The sequence below is a fragment of the Pseudomonas sp. SB113 genome, from assembly GCF_040754745.1.
Classification (GTDB): domain Bacteria; phylum Pseudomonadota; class Gammaproteobacteria; order Pseudomonadales; family Pseudomonadaceae; genus Aquipseudomonas; species Aquipseudomonas grimontii.
Genome location: NZ_JBFMHW010000002.1, coordinates 174,439 through 199,772 on the forward strand (window position 1 = coordinate 174,439; position 25,334 = coordinate 199,772).

Genomic DNA, 25,334 nt, shown 5'->3' on the forward strand with positions numbered 1-25,334 from the left:
GTCTAGAGGGGGCTGTGCGTTTTTTTCGCATCTGACGAGGGGTTGCGCGGATTCAGGAACCAGATGAGGGAAATGCAGTCACTAAGGCTCGAAAGTGCGGCCCGGCCCTTAAAAATCGGGCTGCGCGCCGGGGATAACCCTGGCATCCGAGGTGAATTTTCTTTATCGTCACCGCCCTTTGAAAAAGCCCGAGAAATCAAAATGTTAGAAGCATCCCTCAGCCAACTGGAACAACTGGTCAGTGACCTGGTACAGCAGAATCAAGACCTGTTGGGCGCCAATGAGTCCCTCAAGGCCGAACTGGCCACCGCCAAGGATGAGAACGACAGCCTGCAATTGAACCTGATGGAACAGGAAGAAAAGCACGCCGCCACCGCCGCGCGTATCCAGGCGTTGGTTGAGCGTGTGAGCCCAGGGCCTGTCAGCGCATGAATGAAGGGATAAAGGTCGTTTCGATTCTCGGAGAGGATTACTCGATCAAGGCGCCAGCCGGGGAAGACAAGACCCTGATGCACGCCGTGACCATGCTCAAGGCCTCCCTGGCCACCACCAAGAAAAAGTACCCGACCCTGATCGGTGACAAATTACTGGTGCTGGCGGCGCTGAACCTGTGCGCCGAGCAGATCGAAATGCAGCAGGCCCACCAACAGGAACTCGACCGTTACCAAGAGCAAGTCAGCGCCACGGTCGAGGTGATTTCCAAGGCGATACAGCCTTAGAACCACTCATCCTGCATCCCCAGGCACGTATCATCCCGTGCCTCCAGAATCGCCAGTTCATGATGGCAGCCCGGTACTTCCCAGGTCAGGAAGTAACGGGCGGCCTGGAGCTTGCCTTTATAGAAGGCGACATCGGCCACATTGCCCTTGGCCAGCCCTTCCTCGGCGCGAATCGCCTGTTCCAGCCAGCGCCAGCCAATCACCGTATGCCCGAACACCTTCAGGTACAGCGCCGAGTTCGCCAGGCTGCTGTTGACCTTGCCCTGGGCGAGATCCGTCAGCAGGCCAATGGTCACGCTTTGCAGGCGGGTGACCAGGTGTTCCAGCGGTTCTCTTAGTGCCGTCAGGCCTGGATATTCCTGTGCCCGCGCACCCGTGTCGGCGATCAGCCGAATCAGTTGCTTGAGGCCAGCACCGCCGTTCTGCGCCAGCTTGCGCCCCAGCAAGTCCAGGGACTGGATGCCATGGGTGCCTTCGTGGATCGGGTTCAGGCGGTTGTCACGGTAGTACTGCTCCACCGGGTATTCGCGGGTGTAGCCGTGGCCGCCGAGAATCTGGATCGCCAGTTCGTTGGCCTTGAGGCAAAACTCCGACGGCCAGGATTTGACGATGGGCGTGAGCAGGTCCAGCAGTTCGTGGGCCTGTTTGCGCTCGGTCTCGGTTTCCAGCGTCGTGGTGTCATCGAACAGGCGCGCGGCGTACAGGCCCAGGTCGAAGGCGCCTTCCACATAGGCTTTCTGGGTCAGCAGCATGCGCTTGATGTCGGCGTGCTGGATGATCGAGACCGGCGCGGTGCTTGGGTCTTTGCTGTCGGGCAGGCGGCCTTGCGGGCGTTCGCGGGCGTATTCCAGGGAATACAGGTAGCCGGCGTAGCCGAGCATCACCGCACCCATGCCGACCCCGATGCGCGCCTCGTTCATCATCTGGAACATGCAGCTCAGGCCCTGGTGCGGCTTGCCCACCAGATAGCCGACGCAGTTACCGTTATCGCCGAAATTCAGTGCCGTGGACGTGGTGCCACGCCAGCCCATCTTGTGAAACAGCCCGGCCAGCAGCACATCGTTGCGCGCACCCAGGCTGCCGTCATCGTTGACCAGGAATTTGGGCACGATAAACAGCGAAATACCCTTCACCCCGGCCGGTGCGTCCGGCAGCTTGGCCAGCACCATGTGCACGATGTTTTCCGACAGTGGGTGGTCGCCGCCGGAAATGAAGATCTTGTTGCCCTTGAGCCGATAACTGCCGTCAGCTGCAGGCTCGGCGCGTGTACGAATATCCGACAGGGATGAGCCGGCATGGGGCTCGGTCAGCGCCATGGTGCCGAAGAAGCGACCTTCGATCATCGGTTGCAGAAAGCGCTGTTTTTGCTCCTCGGTGCCGAAGCTTTCGATCAGGTTGGCGGCGCCCATGGTCAGGAACGGGTAGGACGTCGAGGCCGCGTTGGCGGATTGGAAGTGAGCGAAGCAGGCCTGGGACAGCAAGGTCGGCAGTTGCATGCCACCGGCTTCGAAGCTGCGGGCGGCGTTGAGGAAACCGGCTTCCAGGAACGCATCCACGGCCGGTTTCACTTCCGGAATCAGGATGGCTGCGCCGTTTTCGTAGCGCGGTTCGTTTTCGTCGTTCTTGCGGTTGTGTGGCGCGAAGTACTTCTCGGCAATGTTGCGGGCCGTGCTGATGGCCGCATCGAAGGTTTCGCGATTGTGCTCGGCAAACCGCTCGCGCTGGGTCAGGCCCTCGGCATCGAGGACTTCGTACAGCTCGAAAGCCAGATTGCGGGAACTGAGCAGCGTCTCGGACATGGCGGCTTACCTTTGGGGGAATTGGCCTGAGTCTAAGTGTGCGAATAAAGACTGGATAGCAAGATTGATCTGGGTGATGAAGAGGCAGAACGCGGGGAGGGGAATTGAAATGCGATCAAATGTGGGAGGGGGCTTGCCCGCGATAGCGGTGTGTCAGTCACCCGAGACAGTGACGGATCTACCGCTATCGGGAGCAAGCCCCCTCCCACAGTCAGTTAGCCGATAGTCATCAAGCTGGCGTTACCGCCGGCTGCAGCGGTGTTAACGCTCAACGCACGCTCGATCACCAGGCGCTCCAGCGCAATGGTGGTCTCGCCTTGCGACAAGCCATGCACCCCGACAATCGCCCCGCCACGCTGCGCCACTTGCTGGCACACCGCACGCAGCTGGTCGGAATCACCGTGATGCAGGACCGCGTCAAACACCACCTCATCCTTGGTCCAATCGGCCACGCGCTTGATCTTCGCCTGAATCTCCTTCGGCAAGCGTGGGAATACGGCCTTGGTCAGGTCGGTTTCCGGCCATACCGCCGAACCGCCGACTGCCAATACCGCTGCCAGTTGAGTCAGCAGGTCGCCTTCCACTTCCGCCAGGCACAGGACGTGCTCGCGAGGCAGGATGGCGTAGCTGTTGCGCTCGCCGGTCGGGCCAGCCAACTGACGGGTGATACCGCTTTGCGATTGCGCGGCGAATTGGCTGCACAGAGCACTCAGCTCGCTGAACTTATTACTGTCGGCCCAGGTTTTCAGGGCGGTCAGCGGTTGGCTCATGGCATCGCGCAGACGTACATCCGGTGCCGCCAGTTTGTCGCCACGTACGAAGGATTGCTCGATCGCATCAGTAGGACGGGTCGACAGCAGTCGGTACAGGTACAGCGGACCACCGGCTTTCGGACCGGTGCCCGACAGGCCTTCGCCGCCGAACGGCTGCACGCCGACCACGGCACCGACAATGTTGCGGTTGACGTAGACGTTACCGGCATTGACGTTGTCGATCACCTTGGCGATGGTCTCGTCGATGCGGGTGTGCACGCCCAGGGTCAGGCCGTAGCCGGAGGCGTTGATCTGGCCGATGAGCTGGTCGATCTCTTTGCGCTTGTAGCGCACCACGTGCAGTACCGGGCCGAAGATTTCGCGTTGCAGTTCGTCGAAGCTTTCCAGTTCGATCAAGGTGGGCATCACGAAGGTGCCACGCTTGATTTCTTCACCGTCGGCAATCGCCACCTGGTACACATTGCGGCCTTTGTCGCGCATGGCCTGGATGTGTTTCTCGATGCCGGCCTTGGCTTCGGCGTCGATCACCGGGCCGATGTCCACCGACAGGCGCTCCGGGTTGCCCAGTCGGCATTCAGCCATGGCGCCCTTGAGCATTTCGATCACACGGTCTGCAGAATCTTCCTGCAGGCACAGGACGCGCAGGGCCGAGCAACGCTGACCGGCGCTGTCGAAGGCCGAGGACACCACGTCAATGACCACTTGCTCGGTGAGAGCCGAGGAATCGACGATCATCGCGTTCTGGCCACCGGTTTCGGCGATCAGCGGGATCGGACGGCCCTGGGCATCCAGGCGACCGGCGACATTGCGTTGCAGCAGGCGCGCGACTTCGGTGGAGCCGGTGAACATCACGCCTTTGACGCGATCATCACCCACCAGGCGGGCACCGACGCTTTCACCCTGGCCCGGCAGCAATTGCAGCACGCCTTCCGGAATACCGGCTTCGAGCAGGATGCGCACGGCTTGTGCGGCCACCAGCGGGGTTTGTTCGGCAGGTTTGGCCAAGACCGGGTTACCGGCGGCCAGCGCGGCAGCCACTTGCCCACTGAAAATCGCCAGCGGGAAGTTCCACGGGCTGATGCACACCACTGGGCCCAGTGGGCGGTGGGCATCATTGGTGAAGTCGTTACGGGCCTGCACCGCGTAGTAGCGCAGGAAGTCCACGGCCTCACGCACTTCGGCGATGGCGTTGGCGAAGGTCTTGCCGGCTTCACGAGCCAGCAGGCCCATCAGTGGCTGGATCTCGCCTTCCATCAGGTCGGCGGCTCGTTCCAGGATCGCGGCGCGTTCGGCGGGCGGGGTGGCCTGCCAGATCGGGCCAGCGCTGATGGCACACTGGATCGCGTTGTCGACGTCTTCGACGGTGGCTTCTTGCACGTGACCGACCACATCACGCAGGTCGGACGGGTTCAATACCGGTGCCGCCGCTTGATCGCTGGCGGCGCAACCGAGCATCGGCGCGGCCTTCCAGTTGTTGTGCGCGGTGGCCAGCAGGGCACATGACAGCGATGCCAGGCGGTGTTCGTTGGCCAAGTCGATACCGGCCGAGTTGGCGCGGTCGCTGCCGTACAGGTCACGCGGCAGCGGGATACGCGGGTGTGGCAGGCCGAAGCCGCCTTCCAGCGTAGCCATCTGCTCGATGCTGGCCACTGGATCGGCCACCAGCTCCTGAATCGAAATGGACTGGTCGGCGATGCGGTTGACGAACGAAGTGTTGGCGCCGTTTTCCAGCAGGCGACGTACCAGGTAGGCCAGCAGTGTTTCGTGAGTGCCGACCGGTGCGTACACGCGGCACGGACGGTTCAGCTTGCCTTCGGAAACTTTGCCTACTACTTGCTCGTACAGCGGCTCACCCATGCCATGCAGGCATTGGAACTCGTACTGGCCGGGGTAATAGTTCTGACCGGCGATATGGTAAATGGCGGACAGGGTGTGGGCGTTGTGCGTAGCGAATTGCGGGTAGATGACTTCCGGTACCGACAGCAGCTTGCGTGCACAGGCAATGTAGGAAACGTCGGTGTACACCTTGCGGGTATACACCGGGTAGCCTTCCAGGCCTTCGACCTGGGCGCGTTTGATTTCGCTGTCCCAGTACGCGCCTTTTACCAGGCGGATCATCAGGCGATGGCGGCTGCGGCGTGCCAGGTCGATGACGTAGTCGATCACATACGGGCAACGCTTCTGGTAAGCCTGGATCACGAAGCCAATGCCGTTCCAACCGGTCAATTGCGGTTCGAAGCACAGGCGTTCGAGCAGGTCCAGCGACAGCTCCAGGCGGTCGGCTTCCTCGGCGTCGATGTTCAGGCCGATGTCGTATTGCTTGGCCAACAGGGTCAGGGACAGCAGGCGCGGGTACAGCTCATCCATCACACGTTCGTACTGCGCACGGCTGTAACGCGGGTGCAGTGCCGACAGCTTGATGGAGATGCCCGGGCCTTCATAAATCCCACGGCCGTGGGAGGCTTTGCCGATGGAGTGAATGGCTTGTTCGTACGAGGCCAGGTACTTCTGCGCGTCGTGTTCGGTGAGTGCGGCTTCACCGAGCATGTCGTAGGAATAGCGGAAACCCTTGGCTTCGAATTTGCTCGCATTGGCCAGGGCTTCGGCGATAGTTTCGCCGGTCACGAACTGCTCACCCATCAGGCGCATGGCCATGTCGACGCCCTTGCGGATCATCGGCTCGCCGCTTTTACCGATGATGCGGCTCAGGGACGAGGTGAGGCCGGCTTCGTTATGGGTGGCGACCAGTTTGCCGGTCAGCAGCAGGCCCCAGGTGGCGGCGTTGACGAACAGCGACGGGCTGTTACCCAGGTGCGGATGCCAGTTGCCGGTGCTGATCTTGTCGCGGATCAGCGCGTCGCGGGTGCCTTTGTCCGGGATGCGCAGCAGCGCTTCGGCCAGGCACATCAGGGCCACGCCTTCCTGGGACGACAGGGAGAATTCTTGCAGCAGGCCCTGGACAATACCGGCGCGGCCGCCGGCACTCTTCTGATTGCGCAGTTTTTCGGCAATCGAAGCGGCGAGCTTGTTGGTGGCTTCGGCCATTTGCACCGGCAGGCGGGCCTGCTCGATCAGCATCGGCACCACTTCCGGCTCGGGGCGACGGTAAGCGGCGGTGATCGACGCGCGCAGTACGGATTGCGGCAGGATGCTCTCGGCGAACTCAAGGAAGCACTGGTGGGCGTGGTCGGTCTGGACTTCGCCTGCGTCTTCAGCGTCCTTGCTGCTCAAGCCATTGAGCTCGGTCAGGGTTGCACCACCCTCGAGTTTCTCCAGGTAATTGAAAATCGCCTGCTTGATCAGCCAGTGCGGCGTGCGATCAATGGAGGTCGCGGCCGCCTTGAGGCGTTCGCGGGTCGGGTCGTCGAGTTTGACCCCAAGGGTGGTCGTAGCCATTTTCTTATCCTCATGGGTGCCACTACCGAGTGGCATCAGCTGGCGGCAAGATTAGCTTTGCTCAGGGAGAGGTGCAACCGGGTGCAACCCATTTTATGCATGATTTTTTCGACGCTTGATCGGAAAAAAATTGGCCTTCGACAGAATCCGCTTCGGCTTGGTGCATTTGCTTCTGAGATCGGCTGTTCTTGCTCCGAAAAGGAGCAAAAACCCGGTATTTTCTGTGTTTTACACCTAGGTGCAACTTATTCCCCAGAAACTGGTTGCACCTTATTTGCTTTGTTGAATAGCATTCGCGCCCAAGGTGCAACCGACTTTAGGGTTTGGTTCATCGGCTGGCGGCTTTCCTGGGGAAACGTCAGTCATAAATGCGCGGCACGCAGCTACGTTTACTCACTGACCAGTGGGTGGCCGTCTGACAGACCGCCGCTACATAAAAACAAAGCCAGGGCGTCACTCATATGAGCGTTAGTAATCCAACCCTGATCACGTTCGTGATCTACATCGCAGCAATGGTATTGATCGGCCTGATGGCTTATCGCTCCACCAACAACCTTTCCGATTACATCCTGGGCGGTCGCAGCCTCGGTAGCGTGGTGACGGCCTTGTCCGCCGGTGCTTCCGACATGAGCGGCTGGTTGTTGATGGGCTTGCCGGGCGCAATCTACATGTCCGGCCTGTCGGAAAGCTGGATCGCCATCGGCCTGATCGTCGGTGCCTACCTCAACTGGCTGTTCGTGGCCGGTCGCCTGCGGGTACAGACCGAGCACAACGGCGACGCCCTGACCCTGCCGGACTATTTCTCCAGCCGTTTCGAAGATAAAAGCGGCCTGCTGCGGATCATCTCGGCGGTAGTGATCCTGGTGTTCTTCACCATCTACTGCGCTTCCGGCATCGTCGCCGGTGCCCGCCTGTTCGAAAGCACCTTCGGCATGTCCTACGAGACCGCGCTGTGGGCGGGTGCTGCAGCGACCATTGCCTACACCTTTATTGGTGGTTTCCTGGCGGTCAGTTGGACCGATACCGTGCAAGCCACGTTGATGATCTTCGCGTTGATCCTTACGCCGATCATCGTCCTGCTGGCGACCGGTGGTGTGGACACCACCTTCCTGGCGATTGAAGCCAAGGACCCGACCAACTTCGACATGCTGAAAAACACCACCTTCATTGGTGTTATCTCGTTGATGGGCTGGGGCCTGGGCTACTTCGGCCAACCGCACATCCTCGCGCGCTTCATGGCGGCGGATTCGGTGAAGTCGATCGCCAAGGCGCGTCGCATCTCCATGACCTGGATGATCCTCTGCCTGGCCGGTACCGTGGCGGTGGGCTTCTTCGGCATCGCTTACTTCTCGGCACATCCTGAAGTGGCAGGCCCGGTAACGGAAAACCCTGAGCGCGTGTTCATCGAACTGGCAAAAATCCTGTTCAACCCATGGATTGCCGGTGTCCTGCTGTCGGCCATTCTGGCGGCCGTGATGAGTACCTTGAGCTGCCAACTGCTGGTGTGCTCCAGCGCCCTGACCGAAGACTTCTACAAAGCGTTCCTGCGCAAGAATGCTTCCCAGCTTGAACTGGTCTGGATCGGCCGCGCCATGGTGCTGCTGGTGGCCTTGATCGCCATCGCCATGGCTGCCAACCCGAACAACCGCGTCCTGGGTCTGGTGAGCTACGCCTGGGCCGGTTTCGGCGCTGCGTTCGGCCCTGTGGTGCTGATCTCGGTGATCTGGAAAAACATGACCCGCAACGGCGCACTGGCCGGCATCCTGGTCGGCGCGATCACCGTGATCGTGTGGAAGCACTTCGAACTGCTGGGCCTGTACGAAATCATCCCAGGCTTCATCTTCGCCAGCCTGGCGATCTACTTCGTGAGCAAGCTGGGCGCACCGACCGCCGGTATGGTCGAGCGCTTTGATGCGGCGGAAAAAGACTACAACCTCAACAAGTGATTCGCCGGGCGCTGAGCGCTCGATGAATTAAAAGAAGGCCCGCGTCCTACGGATGGCGGGCCTTTTTTTGCGTGCGATTTGAGCTGGATTGAGTAGGACTCCTACGCACGAGCGTAGGGTTTTACTGATTTGTTTGGGCTGTGCTCAGCAGGGAGAAGCGGTGGTGCAGAATCTTCCGCCCACTCCTCGCAGAGAAACATCGGATGTTCGCTCCTGCCAATCAAAGTGCTTTTACCCTCACCCTTGACGGTGCGCCGAGTGAACTCAAGGTGTTCGAGTTCCAGGGCAGCGAAGCCATCAGCCAACCGTATCGCTTTGATCTTGAACTGGTCAGCGAACAGCCTGACCTGGATCTGGAAAGCCTGCTGCATCGCCAGGTGTACCTGGGTTTCGACGACCATGGTCATGGCGTCCACGGCCTGGTTTATCGGGTGGCGCAGGGCGACTCCGGGCGGCGCCTGACACGTTATCAGCTCAGTCTTGTGCCGCAGCTTGCGTATTTGCAGCACAGCAGTCACCAGCGGATCTTCCAGCACAAGACGGTGCCGCAGATCATTGCGCAGGTGCTGGCGGAGCAGCGGGTCCATGCCGACCAATTCGAATTTCACCTCAGTGGTGCTTATCCTGAGCGCGAGTATTGCGTGCAGTTTGGCGAGAGCGACCTGGCCTTCATTCAGCGGCTGTGTGCCGAGCAGGGCATTCACTATCACTTCCAGCACTCGCCCGAGAGCCACCTGCTGGTATTTGGCGACGACCAGACGGTTTTCGCCCAGTCCGATCAACCTACGCCCTACATGCCGGGCTCCGGGATGGTGGCGGATACGCCGGCCATCAAGCGGTTTGCGGTGCGGTTGGAAACCCGCACCACAGCAGTCAGCCTGCGTGACTACGACTTTCTTAAGCCGAGCCTGGTGCTGGAGAGTGGCGCAGTCGGCGAACAGCTTCCACGGTTTGAAGAGCAGGCCTACCCCGGTTATTTTTCCGATCGCCCCTACGGCAAGTACCTCGCGCAACGTGGCTTGGAACGGCACCGTAGCGACTATCGAATAGCCAGCGGTAACGGCGATGACCTCGCATTGACCAGCGGCCGGTTCCTCACATTGACCGGGCACCCGCGGGACGAATGGAATGACTTGTGGCTGGTGACGCAAGTCACCCACGAAGGCAGGCAACCCCAGGTTTTGGAGGAGGCCGTAACCGAGGTTGCCGGTGGAGATTTTCTTCAGGGTTATCGCAATGAATTTGTGGCGGCTCCGTGGGATGTGATCTTCCGCCCACCCTCGCCTGAGCAGTCGCGGCCGACCTTGTCGGGTTATCAAAACGCCGTGGTCACCGGCCCCGTCGACAGTGAAATCCATTGCGACGAATACGGCCGGGTCAAGGTGCAACTGGCCTGGGATCGCGTTGGCGAGCATAACGATCATTCCAGTTGCTGGCTGCGGGTGGCCAGCGGCTGGGCCCATGACCGTTATGGTTCGGTACTTATCCCGCGAGTGGGCATGGAGGTGCTGGTGGGGTTCGTCAATGGGGATATGGACATGCCGCTGGTGATGGGCTGCCTGCCCAACGCGGCGACGCCGGTTCCCCTCGACCTGCCGGCAGACAAGACCCGCAGCATCTTCCGTAGCCAAAGCAGCCCCGGTGGGGGTGGCTACAACGAACTGCGCATCGAAGACCGCAAGGGCGCCGAGGAAATCTACCTGCGCGCCCAGCGGGATTGGACCCAACATGTGCTGCATGACCAGCAGGTGCAGATCGACAATCAACGCCGCATCCGGGTGGGCGGTGAATCGCACCATGAACTGCACGGCGAAGAGCAGCGCATCACCCATGGCAATCGTTTGACGGAACTCAAGCAGGACGATCATCTGGTGGTCGGTGGTTCGCAGCAGATGCGGGCCGGGCGGACCATCCAGATTGGCGCCGGGCAGAAGGTCGTCATAGAGGCGGGCGCGAGCGTGACAATTCAGGCCGGTGGGCAGTCGATTACGCTGTCGGCAGGCGGGATTTTCAGCAGCGCGCCGATTCAGCTGGGAGGCGCCTCTGCTCCGGCGGCTTCGCCATTGATGCCTGGGGTGAAGGCGGCATTGCTGGCGGTTATTCCCGCACCCCTAAGCCGGATACAGGTCGCCAGCCTGAAACGAAACGCGCCGTTTTGCGAAGAGTGCCAACGCTGCAGTGCCGGGCAGTGCGGTGTCTCCCAGCCCATTCAACCTTAAAAGGAATTTATCCTGATGTCTCAACCCTTGACCCCCGATGACTGGCTTGCACAATGCCCTCTACTCCCCAACGAGCGGCTCTACGTGGTGCTGAGCAGCGCCAGTGACGCGAAACCGCTGGCTGCCTGGCAAGCCTCGGCAACCGGCATGCTGCCTCAAGCAATCTGGGCAGGCACGGCCTATGCCGAGTGGGGTGAGGTGATGCCCCACGCAGGCATCGTCGAACCCGACAGTGCCTTCCTCGATTGGATTGCAACCACTGAAGCGACGGATTGGGGTTGGCTGGCGGTTTCGTCCAGTCCGTTGGAAGTGGTAGTGGCTCATCTGCAAAGCCTGACCAAGATACTGCTTCCGGATGAGCGGAGCGTATTCCTGCGCTTCTGGGACGGCGCTCAATTCCTGCCGATTGTGCAGAAACTGGGCGATGAAATCGGCGCGGTGTTGCCGGTGTTCCAGCGGTATCTGATCAATGGCCAGTCGCTGGGCGTTGCGACGGCGTCGGTAACGGCGGCCAAAGCCAGTCCCTGGTGGCGAGTGCCTGAATCGTTATTGGAACACCTGGCCGCGCAGTCGCCACAGACCCTGATCGACAACCTGCTGCAGTGGCTTGAAGAGCAGCGCCCCGACCTGTATGCCGCTTTCACGCCAGCGACCTTGCAGCACAAGGTCGCCTACTTCGTGCGCAGTGCGGACATCAGCGCTGAAGCGCTGGCTGATTACCTGGGCTCAGAGTTGAGTTGAGGCCAGTGCCTGTTGCAGGTCGTCGACCAGGTCTTCAATTGCTTCGATGCCCACCGACAGGCGAATCATCTCCGGCTTCACGCCGGCCTTGGCCTGTTCCTGCTCGTTCATTTGTCGGTGAGTGGTGGAGGCCGGGTGGCAGGCCAGGGACTTGGCGTCGCCGATGTTGACCAGGCGCTTGAAGATTTGCAGCGCGTCGTAGAAGCGTACACCGGCTTCATAACCGCCCTTCAAACCGAAGGACAGGATCGCCGACGGTTTGCCCTGCATGTATTTCTGCGCCAATGCGTGGTGCGGGTGGTCCGGCAGGCCGGCGTAGCTCACCCATTCAACCTCGGCATGGCCTTGCAGGAATTGCGCGATTTTCAGGGCGTTTTCGGTGTGACGCTCCATGCGCAAGGCCAGCGTCTCCAGGCCTTGCAGCAGCAAGAAGGCATTCATCGGTGCCAATGCTGCGCCAGTGTTGCGCAGCGGCACGGTACGGGCACGAGCGATGAAGGCGGCGGGGCCGAATTTTTCGGTATAGATCACGCCGTGATAGGCCGGCTCGGGCTGGTTGAGACCGGGGAATTTATCTGCGTATTTCGTCCACGGGAACGTGCCGCTGTCGACAATTACACCGCCCAGGGAGTTGCCATGGCCGCCGACGTATTTGGTCACCGAGTGCACCACGATGTCGGCGCCGAACTGGATCGGCTTGCACAGGATCGGCGTGGCCACGGTGTTGTCCACCATCAGCGGCACGCCACGGGCATGGGCGACGTTAGCCAGGGCTTCGATGTCGATGATATTGCCCGCCGGGTTGCCGATGCTTTCGCAGTACACCAGCTTGGTGTTGTCGTCGATCAGTTCGGCGATGGCTGCGGCGGAGTCGTCCCGGGCGAAACGCACGTCCACGCCAAAGCTCGGCAGCAGGTGGGCGAACAGCGTGTAGGTGCCGCCGTAGAGCTGCGGGGTGGTGACGATATTGTCGCCCGCACGGGTCAGCGTCTGGATTGCATAGTGGATCGCCGCGCTGCCGGCCGAGACGGCCAGCGCCGCAATACCGCCTTCAAGGGCAGCGATACGCTGCTCCAGCACATCGTTGGTGGGGTTCATGATGCGCGTGTAGATATTGCCGGGCACGTCCAGGTTGAACAGGTCGGCGCCGTGCTGGGCGTTATCGAATTCGAAGGCGACGTTCTGGTAGATCGGCACCGCTACGGCCTTGGTGGTGGGGTCCGACTTGAAACCGTGGTGCAGCGCGATGGTGGCGTCTTTCATGATTGTTATTGACCTCCATGGAGTAGTGGATCGCCACAATAAATCCGCCTCGCCGTCGGCATTTAGATTTTTTTCAACCGGCTGCCTGCCTTTGCGACATAAGCACCGCCCGGCATGCGGCCCTGCACCTTTGCGCCCGTAGAAGGTAAACTTCGCCCCCTGCGCAGGAGCAACCATGAATTATCGTCACGCCTTTCACGCCGGCAACCACGCCGATGTCTTCAAACACCTGACCTTGACTCGCCTCATCGCCCTGATGTCGCGCAAGGAGCAGCCGTTCGCCTACCTCGACACTCACGCCGGGATTGGTCTGTACGACCTGCAAGGTGATCAGGCCAATCGCACGGGTGAGTACCTGGAAGGTATCGCGCGCTTGTGGGGCGCCGACGATCTACCGCCGCTGAGCGCCGATTACATGCGTGTGCTGCATGAGATGAACCCGGATGGCCAGTTGCGCTACTACCCAGGCTCGCCGGAGCTTGCGCGCCGCCTGACGCGCCCCCAGGACCGCGTGTTGCTCAATGAAAAGCATCCGGAAGACGGCGTACTGCTCAAGGACAACATGAAGGGCGATCGTCGGGTCAAGGTTCATTTGGGTGAAGGCTGGCATGTGCCGCGCGCGCTGTTACCGGTGCCGGAAAAACGTGCGCTGATGCTGATTGATCCGCCGTTTGAAAAGCTCGACGAAATGCAGCGCTGCGCCGCCTCCCTCAAGGAAGCCGTCAGCCGTATGCGCCAGACTGTCGCGGCGATCTGGTACCCGGTGAAGGACCAACGCATGCTGCGCCGCTTCTACCAGGACCTGGCCGGCACCGGTGCGCCGAAGTTGCTGCGGGTGGAATTGCTGGTGCATCCGCTGGACACGCCCAACACCCTGACCGGCTCGGGCCTGGCGATTGCCAACCCGCCGTGGGGCCTGGAAGAGGAATTGCGTGAGCTGCTGCCGTGGCTGTCCAGGAAACTTGGCCAGACCCAGGGTGGGTGGCAGATGGATTGGCTCATAGCTGAGTAGTTGTAAGTTGCAAGCTTCAAGCTGCAAGTGAGAGCAGAAAACACCACTTGCAGCTTGCAGCTTGCAGCTCCGATCTTCAGATCGGGCAAGTCACCCCGGTGCCGCCGATCCCGCAGTAGCCCTGCGGGTTCTTCGCCAGGTACTGCTGGTGATACGCCTCGGCGAAGTACACCGTCGGCGCTTCTTCGATTTCCGTGGTGATGGTGCCCAGGCTGGCTTTGGACAGTTCGGCTTGATAGGCCTCGGCACTGGCCTGCGCCGCCGCCAATTGCTCAGGCGTGGTCGCATAGATCACCGAGCGGTACTGGGTGCCGATGTCGTTGCCCTGGCGCATGCCTTGGGTCGGGTTGTGCAGTTCCCAGAACATCTTCAGCAGGTCTTCGTATTTCACCTTGGCCTGGTCATACACCACCAGCACCACTTCGCTGTGGCCGGTCAGGCCCGAGCAGACTTCTTCATAAGTCGGGTTCGGCGTGAAACCGCCGGCGTAGCCGACCACGGTGCTGACCACGCCATCGCGCTGCCAGAACTTGCGCTCGGCGCCCCAGAAACAACCCAGGCCGAAGATCGCGAAGCCGACGTCGTCGACGAACGGGCCCAGCAGCGGGTTGCCGTTGACGAAGTGCGTCTGCGGCAGGTTCATCGGGGTTTCACGGCCAGGCAAAGCTTGTTCTGCAGTAGGAAGCACGTTTTTGTTCACCAGAATTTCCGAGCGCAAGACCATGAGCAGTCCTCTCGTCAGGTTGAGTTAGCGGTAAATTTCAGACAGCCAGTGTGCCCGAGTGTTACAGCGCTGTCAGGCGATTGGCCCGCGCGGGTAGCGTTTAAGCTTCTCGAGCAGCTCTGCACCGGGGATCGGCCTGTCGAACAGGTAGCCCTGGCCAACGTCGCAGCGGTGTCGACGCAGGAACGCCAGTTGCTCGGCGGTCTCGATGCCTTCGGCAACCACCTTGAGCTTGAGGTTGTGGGCCATGGCGATCACGGCCGAGGTGATTTCCATGTCGTCCTGGTTGTCCGGGATTTCGTGGATAAAGCTGCGATCGATCTTGATGATGTCGATGGGGAATTTTTTCAGGTAGCTCAGCGACGAGTAACCGGTGCCGAAGTCGTCCATGGCCAGGGTCAGGCCAAAGCTCTTCAATTGGTCCAGTTGCAGGCGTGTGTCTTCCGTGGCCTCCAGCAGCAGGCCTTCCGTTAACTCAAGCTCCAGCAGGTTGGCCGGCAGCTGTTCTTCCTTGAGGATCGTGGCGATCGAGGCTACCAGGTCCGGGTCGGAGAACTGTTTGGGTGACAGGTTGATTGCCACTTGCAGGTTACCCATGCCGTTGGCGCTCAGTTGCTTGCTCATGCGGCAGGCCTGGCGCGCGATCCATTTGCCGATTGGGATGATCAGCCCGGTTTCTTCGGCCACGCTGATGAACTGATCGGGGCGGATCATGCCCTTCTCCGGATGGTTCCAGCGCAGCAGCGCTTCCATGCCCAGCAAGCGGCCGCTGCGCAGGCATAGCTTGGGCTGATAGAACACATCCAGTTCGTTCTGGGTCAGGGCACGACGCAGGTTGTTCTCCACGAACAGTTTGTAGCTGGCCTCGGCGTTCAAGGCTTCGGTGAACACCTGTACCTGGTGTTTGCCGTTGGCCTTGGCCTTGTGCAGCGCCAGGCCGGCGTTGCGCATCAGGGTCTGGGGATCACGCCCGTGCAACGGCGCGCAGGCCAGGCCTACGGAGCCGGTGACGCTGATCAATTGGTTGTCGACGAACATCGGTTTGTCGAGGGTCGTCAGCAGCTGGCTGGCAACCTGCTGGCCGCTTTCGAGGTCGGTGTCGTCCAGCAACACTGCAAACTCGTTACTGGCAAAGCGCGCCAGGCTGCCGCTGGTACTCAGGCTGTTGCGCAGGCGGCGGGCCAGGCTGATCAGCAGCTTGTCGCCGGTCTGGTGGCCGAGGCTGTCGTTGATGCGCTTGAAGTTGTCGATGTCCACCAGCAACAGGCTGATCGGGCTGTCGCTGTCGCGCGCAAAGCGTTCATCCAGGTTGCGGATAAATGCCGGACGGTTGCCCAGGTTGGTCAGGTTATCGGTGTAGGCCAGGCGCTCGATACGCTGCTGGGCCAGCTTATTCTGGGTGATGTCTTCGTAGATGCCGATGTAGTGGGTCAGCTCACGGTTGTCGCCATACACCTTGGAAATCGACAGCTGGCCCCAGTAGGGCTCGAGGTTTTTGCGTCGGCTCTTGAACTCGCCCTGCCAGCTGTTGCTTTTGGCCAGGCTCGACGGTGCGTCGAACAGCAGTTCGCTGAGGTTTTCCAGGGCCGGCAGTTGAGCCAGGCGGTGGCCGTGGACTTCTTCGGCGCTGTATTGGGTGATCGCGGTAAAGCTTGGGTTGACGTACTCCACCACGCCGTCGCAGTTGACCAGCAGAAAGGCATTGGCGCTTTGCTCCACGGCACGCTGGAACAGGTGCAGGGCGCTGGTAGCGGTACGGCGGTTGTGGTTGTTGATCACTTGCGCGAATTGGTCGGCCAGTTCACCGGCAAAGGCAATCTCATCGGCCTGCCAGGCGCGGGCGCTGCCTCCTTGTTCCAGGCACAGCACGCCCACCACCTGGCCGTCGACACGGATACTCGCGTCGAGCATGGCGTGGACGTCCTTGGCGCGCAGGTTTTCGGCCATTTCCCGGGTGCGCGGGTCGCGCATCGCGTTGGTCGCGTCGATTGCCCGGCTGGTGTGCAGGGCTTCCAGGTAGTCCGGGAAGCAACTGGCATCGATGGGCTCAGGCAGGTGGTGTCGTTGGTCGTCGCGGTGGTAGGCCGAGATCGGCACCAGGCGCTGGCCTTCGAGGTTCCAGATGCTGGCGCAGTCGATCTGGTAGATGTCACAGGCGCTGCGGGTGATCAGCTCTGCCGCTTCCTGCAGCGAATTGTTGACGGTGTAGCGCTGGCGGGCCAATAACAGGATCAGCTCCTGCTGGGCACGCACCCGCTCCAGGTGCTGCAGTTGTTCCTGCTGGGCGCGCTGGTTGAGTTCCAGGGCGATCTGCAGGCGGCTGTTCTGGCTTTCCAGGTCCTCCGTCGGGGCGGGCAAGGCGATTTCGCTGAACAGGCCGTCGACCACCATCAGGTAGCCGCGCAGCAGATGGCGGTTGTGTTGTTTGTAGGCTTCGCCCATTTCCAGCAGGCTCAGGGGCCCATCGTTGGTGTGCAGGGTGTAGCGCACCAGGTAGTGAGGACTCTCGCTGAGTTGCTGTTGGATGGTGTCGTGCAGCTGATAGCGCGCCTGAGGCTCCATCAGGCTGGCGAAGGGGGTGCCGAGCAGCGCACACAGCTCGACCGCAGACAGGCCGAATTGGCGCTCGCAGTTAGGGTCGAGGTACAGAAGGGTCCAGCTTGCCTCATTAAGCCGCTCGAAACGCAGCATACCGAGGCGCGAAGGCACCGGTAATTGCGTCACTACCTCGGCCGCCATACGGGCGACATCGGGTTGGCTTTTCATGGGGGGGAACTCACTTCAAATAACGCGCACGGCGCCGGGCTCACGCCCTCTTTACTGTTGCCTGCGGCAAGGTTGCATCATGCGGCGCGGGCTGACAAGAGAGGATGAAGGCTAAGTGCTATAAGGGGGTTATCGGCCGGGTGGGGGAATTCTTCAGTCAGGATGACAGAAGGTGTACAACCCTGTTCTGTCTGTAGAGAAAAGCAAAAAAAAGCCCCGCCAAATTGACGGGGTTGAGGTACGAGCGTGGCGCTCGGAAATCGGTGTAACCAAGCCTCCCCGGTGCTGGGGAGGCCTGTTCAGGTTTACAGCAAGATAGTGCGGATGTCGTTCAGCAGCTGGCTCAAACGCTGGGTGAAGCGTGCAGCGGCCGCGCCATTGATCACACGGTGATCGTAGGACAACGACAGTGGCAGCATCAGCTTCGGCTGGAACGCTTTACCGTCCCAGACTGGCTGGATGGTGGCCTTGGAAACACCCAGGATCGCCACTTCCGGCGCGTTGACGATTGGCGTGAAGCCCGTACCGCCAATGTGACCGAGGCTGGAGATGGTGAAGCAGGCGCCTTGCATGTCGTCTGCGGTGAGCTTCTTGTCGCGGGCCTTGGCAGCCAGCGCAGCCGCTTCGGCAGCGAGTTGCAGCAGGCTCTTCTGGTCGACGTTCTTGATGACCGGTACCAGCAGGCCATCTGGAGTGTCGACGGCAAAGCCAACGTGCACGTACTTCTTGCGAATGATCGCCTTGCCGCTTGGCGCCAGCGAACTGTTGAAGTCCGGCAGCTCCTTGAGCAGGTGCGCACAGGCCTTGAGCAGCAGTGGCAGCACGGTCAGTTTCACGCCGGCTTTCTCGGCCACGGCTTTCTGCGCAACGCGGAAAGCTTCGAGGTCGGTAATGTCGGCCTGGTCGAACTGGGTCACGTGCGGAATGTTCAGCCAGCTGCGATGCAGGCTCGACGCACCGATTTGCATCAGGCGGGTCATCGGCACTTCTTCGGTCTCGCCGAAGCGGCTGAAGTCCACGACCGGGATCGGTGGAATGCCCGCGCCGCCAGTGGCAGTGCCAGCAGCCGGAGCTTCCTTGGCTTTCTGCATCATGGCCTTGACGTAGACCTGCACGTCTTCCTTCAGCACGCGACCGTGCGGGCCGGTGGCCGACACAGCGTTCAGCTCGACGCCGAATTCACGCGCCAGTTGGCGAACCGCCGGGCCTGCGTGAACCTTGGCACCGCTTGGCGCAGGTGCGGCAGCAACAGGGGCTGGAGTGGCCTCGGCTTTTGCGGCGGGTGCAGGGGCGGCAGCGGCCGGAGCCGCTTCAGCCTTGGCCGCCGGAGCAGCAGCCGGTGCAGGAGCAGCAGCAGGCGCAGCGCCTTGTACTTTCAGCTTGAGGATGAAGTCGCCAGTGCCGACTTCGTCTTCCAGCTTGACCGCGATGCTTTCCACTACGCCGGCAGCCGGCGATGGGATTTCCATGGAGGCCTTGTCGGACTCCAGGGTGATCAGCGACTGGTCGGCTTCGACGGTGTCGCCGACCTTGACCAGCAGCTCGATGATCTTGGCCTTGCCCGACGAACCGATGTCCGGAACATGAATGTCCTGGACGGTCGCTGCGGCCGGAGCAGCAGCCGGGGCTGCAGGAGCCTCGGCAGCTGCGGCAGGTTTTTCAGCAGCAGGCGCCGGTGCAGCAGCGGCAGCAGGAGCCGCATCAGCGGCACCTTCGATTTCCAGTTCCAGCAGTTCGTCGCCTTCTTTCAGGCGGTCGCCCAGCTTCACTTTCAGGCTCTTGACCACGCCGGCCTTGGGAGCAGGGATTTCCATGCTCGCCTTGTCCGATTCCAGGGTCAGGATGCTCTGGTCGGCTTCGACGGTGTCGCCGACCTTCACAAACAGCTCGATTACTTCACCTTCACCGCTGCCGATGTCAGGTACGCGAATGAGTTCGCTCACAAAAAGTCTCCTCAGCAGTCCAGTGGGTTGCGTTTTTCCGGGTTGATCCCGAACTTGACGATAGCGTCAGCTACCACCTTAGGTTCGATCTCACCACGGTCAGCCAAGGCTTCCAGGGCTGCCAACACCACGAAGTGACGGTCGACTTCGAAGAAGTGACGCAGCTTCTTGCGGCTGTCACTGCGGCCGAAACCGTCGGTGCCCAGGACTTTGAATTCCTTGGACGGGACCCACTGGCGAATTTGTTCAGCAAACAGTTTCATGTAGTCGGTAGAGGCAATGACTGGACCTTTACGGCCGGCCAGGCACTCTTCGACATAGCTCTGCGCAGGCTTCTGACCCGGGTGCAGGCGGTTGTTGCGCTCAACGGCCAGGCCGTCACGACGCAGCTCGTTGAAGCTGGTAACGCTCCACACGTCGGCGCCGACGTTGAACTCTTCACGCAGGATCTTCGCCGCTTCACGGACTTCACGCAGGATGGTGCCGGAGCCCATCAGCTGCACGTGGTGCGCCGCTTCCTTGGTGTCTTCTTCGAGCAGGTACATGCCCTTGATGATGCCTTCTTCCACGCCGGCCGGCATGGCTGGCTGCTGGTAGGACTCGTTCATCACGGTGATGTAGTAGAAAACGTCCTGCTGCTCTTCGGTCATCTTCCGCATGCCGTCCTGGATGATCACCGCCAGCTCATAGCCGTAGGTTGGATCAAAGGTGCGGCAGTTCGGGATGGTGGCAGCCAGGATGTGGCTGTGACCGTCTTCGTGTTGCAGGCCTTCGCCGTTCAGTGTGGTACGGCCGGCGGTACCGCCGATCAGGAAACCACGGGTACGGCTGTCGCCTGCTGCCCACGCCAGGTCGCCGATACGCTGGAAACCGAACATCGAGTAGAAGATGTAGAACGGCAGCATCGGCTGGTTGTGGCTGGAGTACGAAGTACCGGCAGCGATGAAGGAGCTCATGGCGCCCGCTTCGTTGATGCCTTCTTCGAGGATCTGGCCCTTCTTGTCTTCCTTGTAGAACATCACCTGGTCTTTATCGACTGGCTCGTAGAGCTGGCCGACGGAGGAGTAGATGCCCAACTGACGGAACATGCCTTCCATACCGAAGGTACGGGCTTCGTCCGGGATGATCGGGACGATGCGCGAACCGATTTCCTTGTCCTTGACCAGCTGCGCGAGGATCCGCACGAAGGCCATGGTGGTGGAGATTTCACGGTCGCCCGAGCCGTCCAGGATCGCCTTGAGGGTATCCAGCGGTGGTGTCGGGATGTTGAAGCTCTTGGCGCGGCGCTGTGGCACGAAACCGCCGAGTGCGCTACGACGCTCGCTCAGGTAGCGGGCTTCGGCGCTGTTCGGCTCAGGCTTGAAGAACGGCAGGTTCTCCAGCTCTTCGTCCTTGACCGGGATGTCGAAGCGGTCGCGGAACAGCTTCAGGCTTTCAACATCAACCTTCTTGGTGTTGTGCGCAGTGTTTTTCGCTTCGCCGGCACCGGTGCCATAACCCTTGATGGTCTTGGCCAGGATGACGGTGGGTTGTTCTTTGTGGTTGACCGCTTCGTGGTACGCCGCATAGACCTTGTACGGGTCGTGGCCGCCACGGTTGAGTTTCCAGATCTCGTCGTCGGACAGGTCGGCAACCATCGCCTTGAGTTCAGGCGTGTTGAAGAAGTGTTCACGCACGAACGCGCCGTCTTTGGCCTTGTAGTTCTGGTACTCGCCGTCGATGACTGCGTCCATGCGACGTTGCAGGATACCGTCGACGTCCTTGGCCAGCAGTGGGTCCCAGAAACGGCCCCAGATGACTTTGGTCACGTTCCATTGGGCACCACGGAACACGCCTTCGAGTTCCTGGATGATCTTGCCGTTGCCGCGAACCGGGCCGTCGAGGCGCTGCAGGTTGCAGTTGATGACGAAGATCAGGTTGTCCAGCTTCTCGCGGCCGGCCAGGGAGATGGCGCCCAGGGATTCAGGCTCGTCGCACTCGCCGTCGCCCAGGAAGCACCAGACTTTCTGCTTGCCTTCCGGGATGAAGCCACGGGCTTCCAGGTACTTCATGAAGCGTGCCTGGTAGATCGCCTGGATCGGGCCAAGGCCCATGGATACAGTCGGGAACTGCCAGAAATCAGGCATCAGCCAAGGGTGCGGGTACGACGACAGGCCGTTACCGTCCACTTCCTGGCGGAAGTTGTTCATGTGTTCTTCGCTGATGCGGCCTTCCATGAACGCACGGGCGTAGACACCTGGCGAGGTGTGGCCCTGGAAGTAGATCAGGTCGCCGCCGTGTTCTTCGGTCGGGGCCTGGAAGAAGTAGTTGAAGCCGATGTCATACAGGGTTGCGCTGGAAGCGAAGCTGGAGATGTGACCGCCCAGGTCAGAATCTTTCAAGTTCGTGCGCATTACCATCGCCATGGCGTTCCAACGTACCAGCGAGCGAATGCGGCGTTCCATGAACAGGTCGCCAGGCATGCGTGCTTCGTGGGTAACGGGGATGGTGTTGCGGTATGGCGTGGTGATGGCGTAGGGCAGTTGCGAGCCGCTGCGGGTCGCGAGTTCGCCCATACGGGTCATCAGGTAGTGAGCACGGTCTTCGCCTTCTTTGTCGAGAACCGATTCCAGGGCGTCCAGCCATTCCTGGGTTTCGACGGGATCGAGGTCTTGCATGGCTTGCTCCAGGGCGGAAAGGCTACCAGAATCGGTTGCCTGAAGTTTGCGACTGGCCTTGTGGGCAGACGACATAAATTCTTGGATGGCCGAAGTTTGCTTCGGCGTCCTGTAGTTTTACTACAAATCGTCGGCCATTTCAGCCTTTCGAATGTATATACGAGTAGTAAAACTACACAAGACTGAGCGGATTGCTCGGTCTGGCTGGTGAGCATAATCGTTATTGTTGATCTTTTGCGAACAAGAAAAGGTAGAAGTTTAATGTTGCCTGCCAAAAATTATATATTTTCAGCTATTTATAACCTTTGTTCGACAGTCCTTCATCGAGTGTGGTGCCTGCGCTCACAGCAGCAAGCCATTTACACGCCGACCAAGGATAGACCATGAGCCTTCCAACGCTGGCCGAACTGCCGGCCATTCTGTTGCCAAAAGCCCAGCGGGCCGAGCAGTCATTTCGTGACGCGGTGGCCGCGCTGGACGACGATCATGGCCTTTCTGCGTGGACGCCGCAACGGTGGGCCGACTTCGCCCGTGTGTGCGCCGCCAGTGATTTCGTCATTGAACAGAGTGTTCGTGACCCTTTGATGTTGCTCGAGTTGGCCGCCTGGGGCGAGCTGGACCGCGGCTTTGCGCCGGGCGAGCTGTGCGGGCAGATTGCCGGCGCCGTGCAACAGGCCGAAACAGAAGATGAGCTGGGCCGTGTGCTGCGTCGCCAGCGTACGCGCCAGCAAGTGCGCATCATCTGGCGCGACCTGACCCGTCAGGCCGATCTGGTGCACACCTGTCGCGACCTCTCCGACATGGCTGACGCCAGCATCGACCAGGCCTACCAATGGCTGTACCAGCGCCACTGCGTGCAGTTCGGCACGCCGACCGGGCGGCGCAGCGGTGAGCCGCAGCACATGGTCATCCTCGGCATGGGCAAGCTCGGTGCGGTGGAGCTGAACCTGTCGTCGGATATCGACCTGATCTTCGCCTACCCCGAGGGCGGCGAAACCCTGGGCGTGAAGCGCTCCCTGGATAACCAGGAATTCTTTATTCGTCTTGGTCAAAAATTGATCAAGGCCCTTGATCCGATGACCGTCGACGGCTTTGTGTTTCGGGTAGACATGCGCCTGCGCCCTTACGGTTCGGCGGGTGCGCTGGTGCTCAGCTTCAACGCGCTGGAGCAGTACTACCAAGACCAGGGTCGCGACTGGGAGCGCTACGCCATGATCAAGGCGCGCGTGGTCGCCGGTGACCAGGTGGCCGGTGCGCAGTTACTCGATATGCTGCGACCGTTCGTGTACCGCCGCTACCTGGACTTTTCCGCCATCGAAGCGCTGCGCACCATGAAGCAGCTGATCCAGCAGGAAGTGCGGCGTAAAGGCATGGCCGACAATATCAAGCTGGGCTCGGGCGGCATCCGCGAAGTGGAATTTATCGCCCAGGCGTTCCAGCTGATCCATGGCGGCCGCGACCTCAGCCTGCAACAACGGCCGCTGCTCAACGTGCTCGGCACCCTGGAAGGCCAGGGCTACCTGCCGCCGGCGGTGATCGCCGAATTGCGCAATGGCTATGAGTTCCTGCGTTACACCGAACATGCGATCCAGGCGATTGCCGATCGCCAGACCCAAATGCTTCCGGACAGCCCTGAAGACCAGGCGCGCATTGCCTTTATGCTCGGTTTTGTCGACTGGGCGGCGTTCCATGAGCGCCTGATGTACTGGCGTGGTCGCGTGGACTGGCACTTCCGCCAGGTGATTGCGGATCCTGATGAAGAAGAAGGTGCGGAAAGCGAGTTGGTCGTAGGCGGGGAATGGTTGCCGTTGTGGGAAGAGTCCCAGGACGAAGAGGCCGCCTGCCGTCAATTGGCCGAAGGCGGCTTTACTGATGCAACCAAGGCCCTCAAAGCCTTGGCCGGTCTGCGCAACAGCCCGCAATTGCGCGCCATGCAGCGCCTGGGGCGCGAACGCTTGGATGCATTTATTCCGCGCCTGCTGGCCCAGGCCGTCGAGCACGCCAACCCGGACCTGGTGCTGGAACGCGTACTGCCATTGGTGGAGGCCGTCGCGCGGCGTTCGGCTTATCTGGTGCTGCTGACGGAAAACCCCGACGCCCTGCGCCGCCTGCTGACCTTGTGCGCCGCCAGTCCATGGATCGCCGAACAGATCACGCGCTTCCCGCTGCTGCTGGATGAACTGCTCAACGAAGGTCGCCTGTTCAAGCCACCGCTGGCGCCGGAACTCGCCGCCGAGTTGCGCGAGCGCCTCACACGCATCCCCGAGGATGACCTGGAGCAGCAGATGGAAGCCCTGCGGCACTTCAAGCTGGCCCACCGCCTGCGCGTGGCCGCTTCGGAAATCGCCGGCAGCCTGCCGTTGATGAAAGTCAGCGACTACCTGACCTGGCTCGCCGAAGCCATCCTCGAACAAGTGCTGGCCCTGGCCTGGCGCCAAACGGTCGCACGGCACGGCTCGCCGCAGCGGCTGGACGGCACGTTGTGCGATCCTGGGTTCATCATTGTCGGTTATGGGAAAGTCGGCGGCATCGAACTGGGGCATGGTTCGGACCTGGACCTGGTGTTTATCCACGATGGCGACCCGCAGGCCGAGACCGACGGTGCCAAGCCGATCGACGGCGCGCAGTTCTTCACGCGCCTGGGCCAGCGGATCATTCACCTGCTGACCACCCAGACCAACTCCGGCCAGCTTTATGAAGTGGATATGCGCCTGCGACCTTCCGGCGCATCCGGGTTGTTGGTCAGTTCCCTCGGGGCGTTTGACCGCTATCAACAAAATGAAGCATGGACCTGGGAGCATCAGGCCCTGATCCGCGCGCGGGTGCTGGTGGGCAGCCAGGATGTGGGCCAGGCATTCGAGCAGGTACGGGCTAAAGTGCTAGGGCGTGAGCGCGACTTGGCGAAGTTGCGCCAGGAGGTCAGCGAGATGCGCGCCAAGATGCGTGACAACCTGGGTACCAAGGCCACGGCGGCCGGCACCGGCGCCAATGCCTTCGACGCCACGGCGCTGTTCGACCTCAAGCAGGACGCCGGAGGTATCGTCGATATTGAATTTATGGTGCAATACGCGGCTTTGGCGTGGTCTGCGCAACATCCATCGTTGCTGCGCTATACCGACAATATCCGCATTCTGGAAGGCCTCGAGCAGGTGGGGTTGATGCCCGCTGCCGATGCCCATCTGCTGCGTGAGGTGTATAAGGCCTACCGTTCCGCCGCGCATCGCCAGGCCTTGCAAAACGAGGCCGGTACGGTGCCCGGTGATCAGTTCGCTGACGAACGGCGCCAGGTGATGCGAATCTGGCAGGCGCTGGGGTTGAGTTGAAACACTATTAGGGCGGGGAGGCATAAGCCTCCCCGCATCGTTTGTGGAAACTA

At 60.9% G+C, this 25,334-nt stretch carries 14 protein-coding genes; 7 read left to right on the forward strand and 7 right to left on the reverse strand.

Translation table 11 applies throughout. From position 1 onward, the window contains the following. Positions 1-201 precede the first annotated feature (201 nt). Positions 202-432 (forward strand): hypothetical protein, encoded by a 231-nt coding sequence (locus AB1462_RS03625; protein WP_090400929.1) that lies wholly within the window; start codon positions 202-204, stop codon positions 430-432. Further along, positions 429-719, forward strand: a complete 291-nt coding sequence (locus AB1462_RS03630; protein ID WP_017526490.1) for a cell division protein ZapA — start codon at positions 429-431, stop codon at positions 717-719. The genes AB1462_RS03625 and AB1462_RS03630 overlap by 4 nt, the downstream gene beginning before the upstream one ends. On the opposite strand, the gene AB1462_RS03635 is transcribed toward AB1462_RS03630, so the two are convergent. Both AB1462_RS03635 and putA read right to left on the reverse strand, forming a co-directional pair. Further along, on the reverse strand, positions 716-2,518 hold the full coding sequence (locus tag AB1462_RS03635; protein ID WP_315335765.1) for an acyl-CoA dehydrogenase: 1,803 nt from the start codon (positions 2,516-2,518) through the stop codon (positions 716-718). The two genes, AB1462_RS03630 and AB1462_RS03635, sit on opposite strands and share 4 nt — an antisense overlap. A gap of 215 nt (positions 2,519-2,733) precedes the next feature. Then, positions 2,734-6,687: a trifunctional transcriptional regulator/proline dehydrogenase/L-glutamate gamma-semialdehyde dehydrogenase gene (putA, locus tag AB1462_RS03640; RefSeq protein ID WP_090400927.1), complete on the reverse strand. Its 3,954-nt coding sequence runs from the start codon at positions 6,685-6,687 to the stop codon at positions 2,734-2,736. A 461-nt stretch (positions 6,688-7,148) separates the two neighbouring features. On the opposite strand from putA, the gene putP reads away from it, so the two are divergent. The 3 genes from putP to AB1462_RS03655 all read left to right on the forward strand — a co-directional run bounded on the left by putP (position 7,149) and on the right by AB1462_RS03655 (position 11,593). Continuing rightward, a complete protein-coding gene (gene putP, locus AB1462_RS03645) occupies positions 7,149-8,633 on the forward strand; it encodes a sodium/proline symporter PutP (RefSeq protein ID WP_090400926.1) in 1,485 nt (494 codons plus the stop codon). Positions 8,634-8,836: 203 nt separating this feature from the next. Further along, positions 8,837-10,852: a type VI secretion system tip protein VgrG gene (locus AB1462_RS03650; protein WP_367246189.1), complete on the forward strand. Its 2,016-nt coding sequence runs from the start codon at positions 8,837-8,839 to the stop codon at positions 10,850-10,852. Between the two features lie 15 nt (positions 10,853-10,867). Continuing rightward, positions 10,868-11,593, forward strand: a complete 726-nt coding sequence (locus AB1462_RS03655; RefSeq protein WP_090400924.1) for a DUF4123 domain-containing protein — start codon at positions 10,868-10,870, stop codon at positions 11,591-11,593. Here AB1462_RS03655 and AB1462_RS03660 read toward each other — a convergent pair. Continuing rightward, complete coding sequence (locus AB1462_RS03660; RefSeq protein WP_315335754.1) at positions 11,579-12,856, reverse strand: O-acetylhomoserine aminocarboxypropyltransferase/cysteine synthase family protein; 1,278 nt, start codon at positions 12,854-12,856, stop codon at positions 11,579-11,581. The two genes, AB1462_RS03655 and AB1462_RS03660, sit on opposite strands and share 15 nt — an antisense overlap. A gap of 175 nt (positions 12,857-13,031) precedes the next feature. On the opposite strand from AB1462_RS03660, the gene AB1462_RS03665 reads away from it, so the two are divergent. Further along, positions 13,032-13,868 (forward strand): 23S rRNA (adenine(2030)-N(6))-methyltransferase RlmJ, encoded by an 837-nt coding sequence (locus tag AB1462_RS03665; RefSeq protein WP_090400922.1) that lies wholly within the window; start codon positions 13,032-13,034, stop codon positions 13,866-13,868. A 76-nt stretch (positions 13,869-13,944) separates the two neighbouring features. On the opposite strand, the gene msrA is transcribed toward AB1462_RS03665, so the two are convergent. From msrA to aceE, 4 genes are all read right to left on the reverse strand, one after another. Continuing rightward, complete coding sequence (msrA, locus tag AB1462_RS03670; protein WP_090400921.1) at positions 13,945-14,592, reverse strand: peptide-methionine (S)-S-oxide reductase MsrA; 648 nt, start codon at positions 14,590-14,592, stop codon at positions 13,945-13,947. A gap of 72 nt (positions 14,593-14,664) precedes the next feature. Beyond that, the gene (locus tag AB1462_RS03675) at positions 14,665-17,358 is read right to left on the reverse strand and encodes a bifunctional diguanylate cyclase/phosphodiesterase (protein WP_259193395.1); all 2,694 of its coding nucleotides are present in this window, start codon (positions 17,356-17,358) and stop codon (positions 14,665-14,667) included. Between the two features lie 305 nt (positions 17,359-17,663). Beyond that, positions 17,664-19,301, reverse strand: coding sequence for a dihydrolipoyllysine-residue acetyltransferase (gene aceF, locus AB1462_RS03680; protein WP_367246191.1), 1,638 nt, complete (start codon positions 19,299-19,301; stop codon positions 17,664-17,666). Positions 19,302-19,312: 11 nt separating this feature from the next. After that, positions 19,313-21,958, reverse strand: a complete 2,646-nt coding sequence (aceE, locus tag AB1462_RS03685) for a pyruvate dehydrogenase (acetyl-transferring), homodimeric type (RefSeq protein ID WP_259193393.1) — start codon at positions 21,956-21,958, stop codon at positions 19,313-19,315. Between the two features lie 383 nt (positions 21,959-22,341). Between aceE and glnE the strand changes: the two genes are divergently transcribed. Further along, on the forward strand, positions 22,342-25,281 hold the full coding sequence (gene glnE / locus AB1462_RS03690) for a bifunctional [glutamate--ammonia ligase]-adenylyl-L-tyrosine phosphorylase/[glutamate--ammonia-ligase] adenylyltransferase (RefSeq protein ID WP_315335749.1): 2,940 nt from the start codon (positions 22,342-22,344) through the stop codon (positions 25,279-25,281). Positions 25,282-25,334 lie beyond the last annotated feature (53 nt).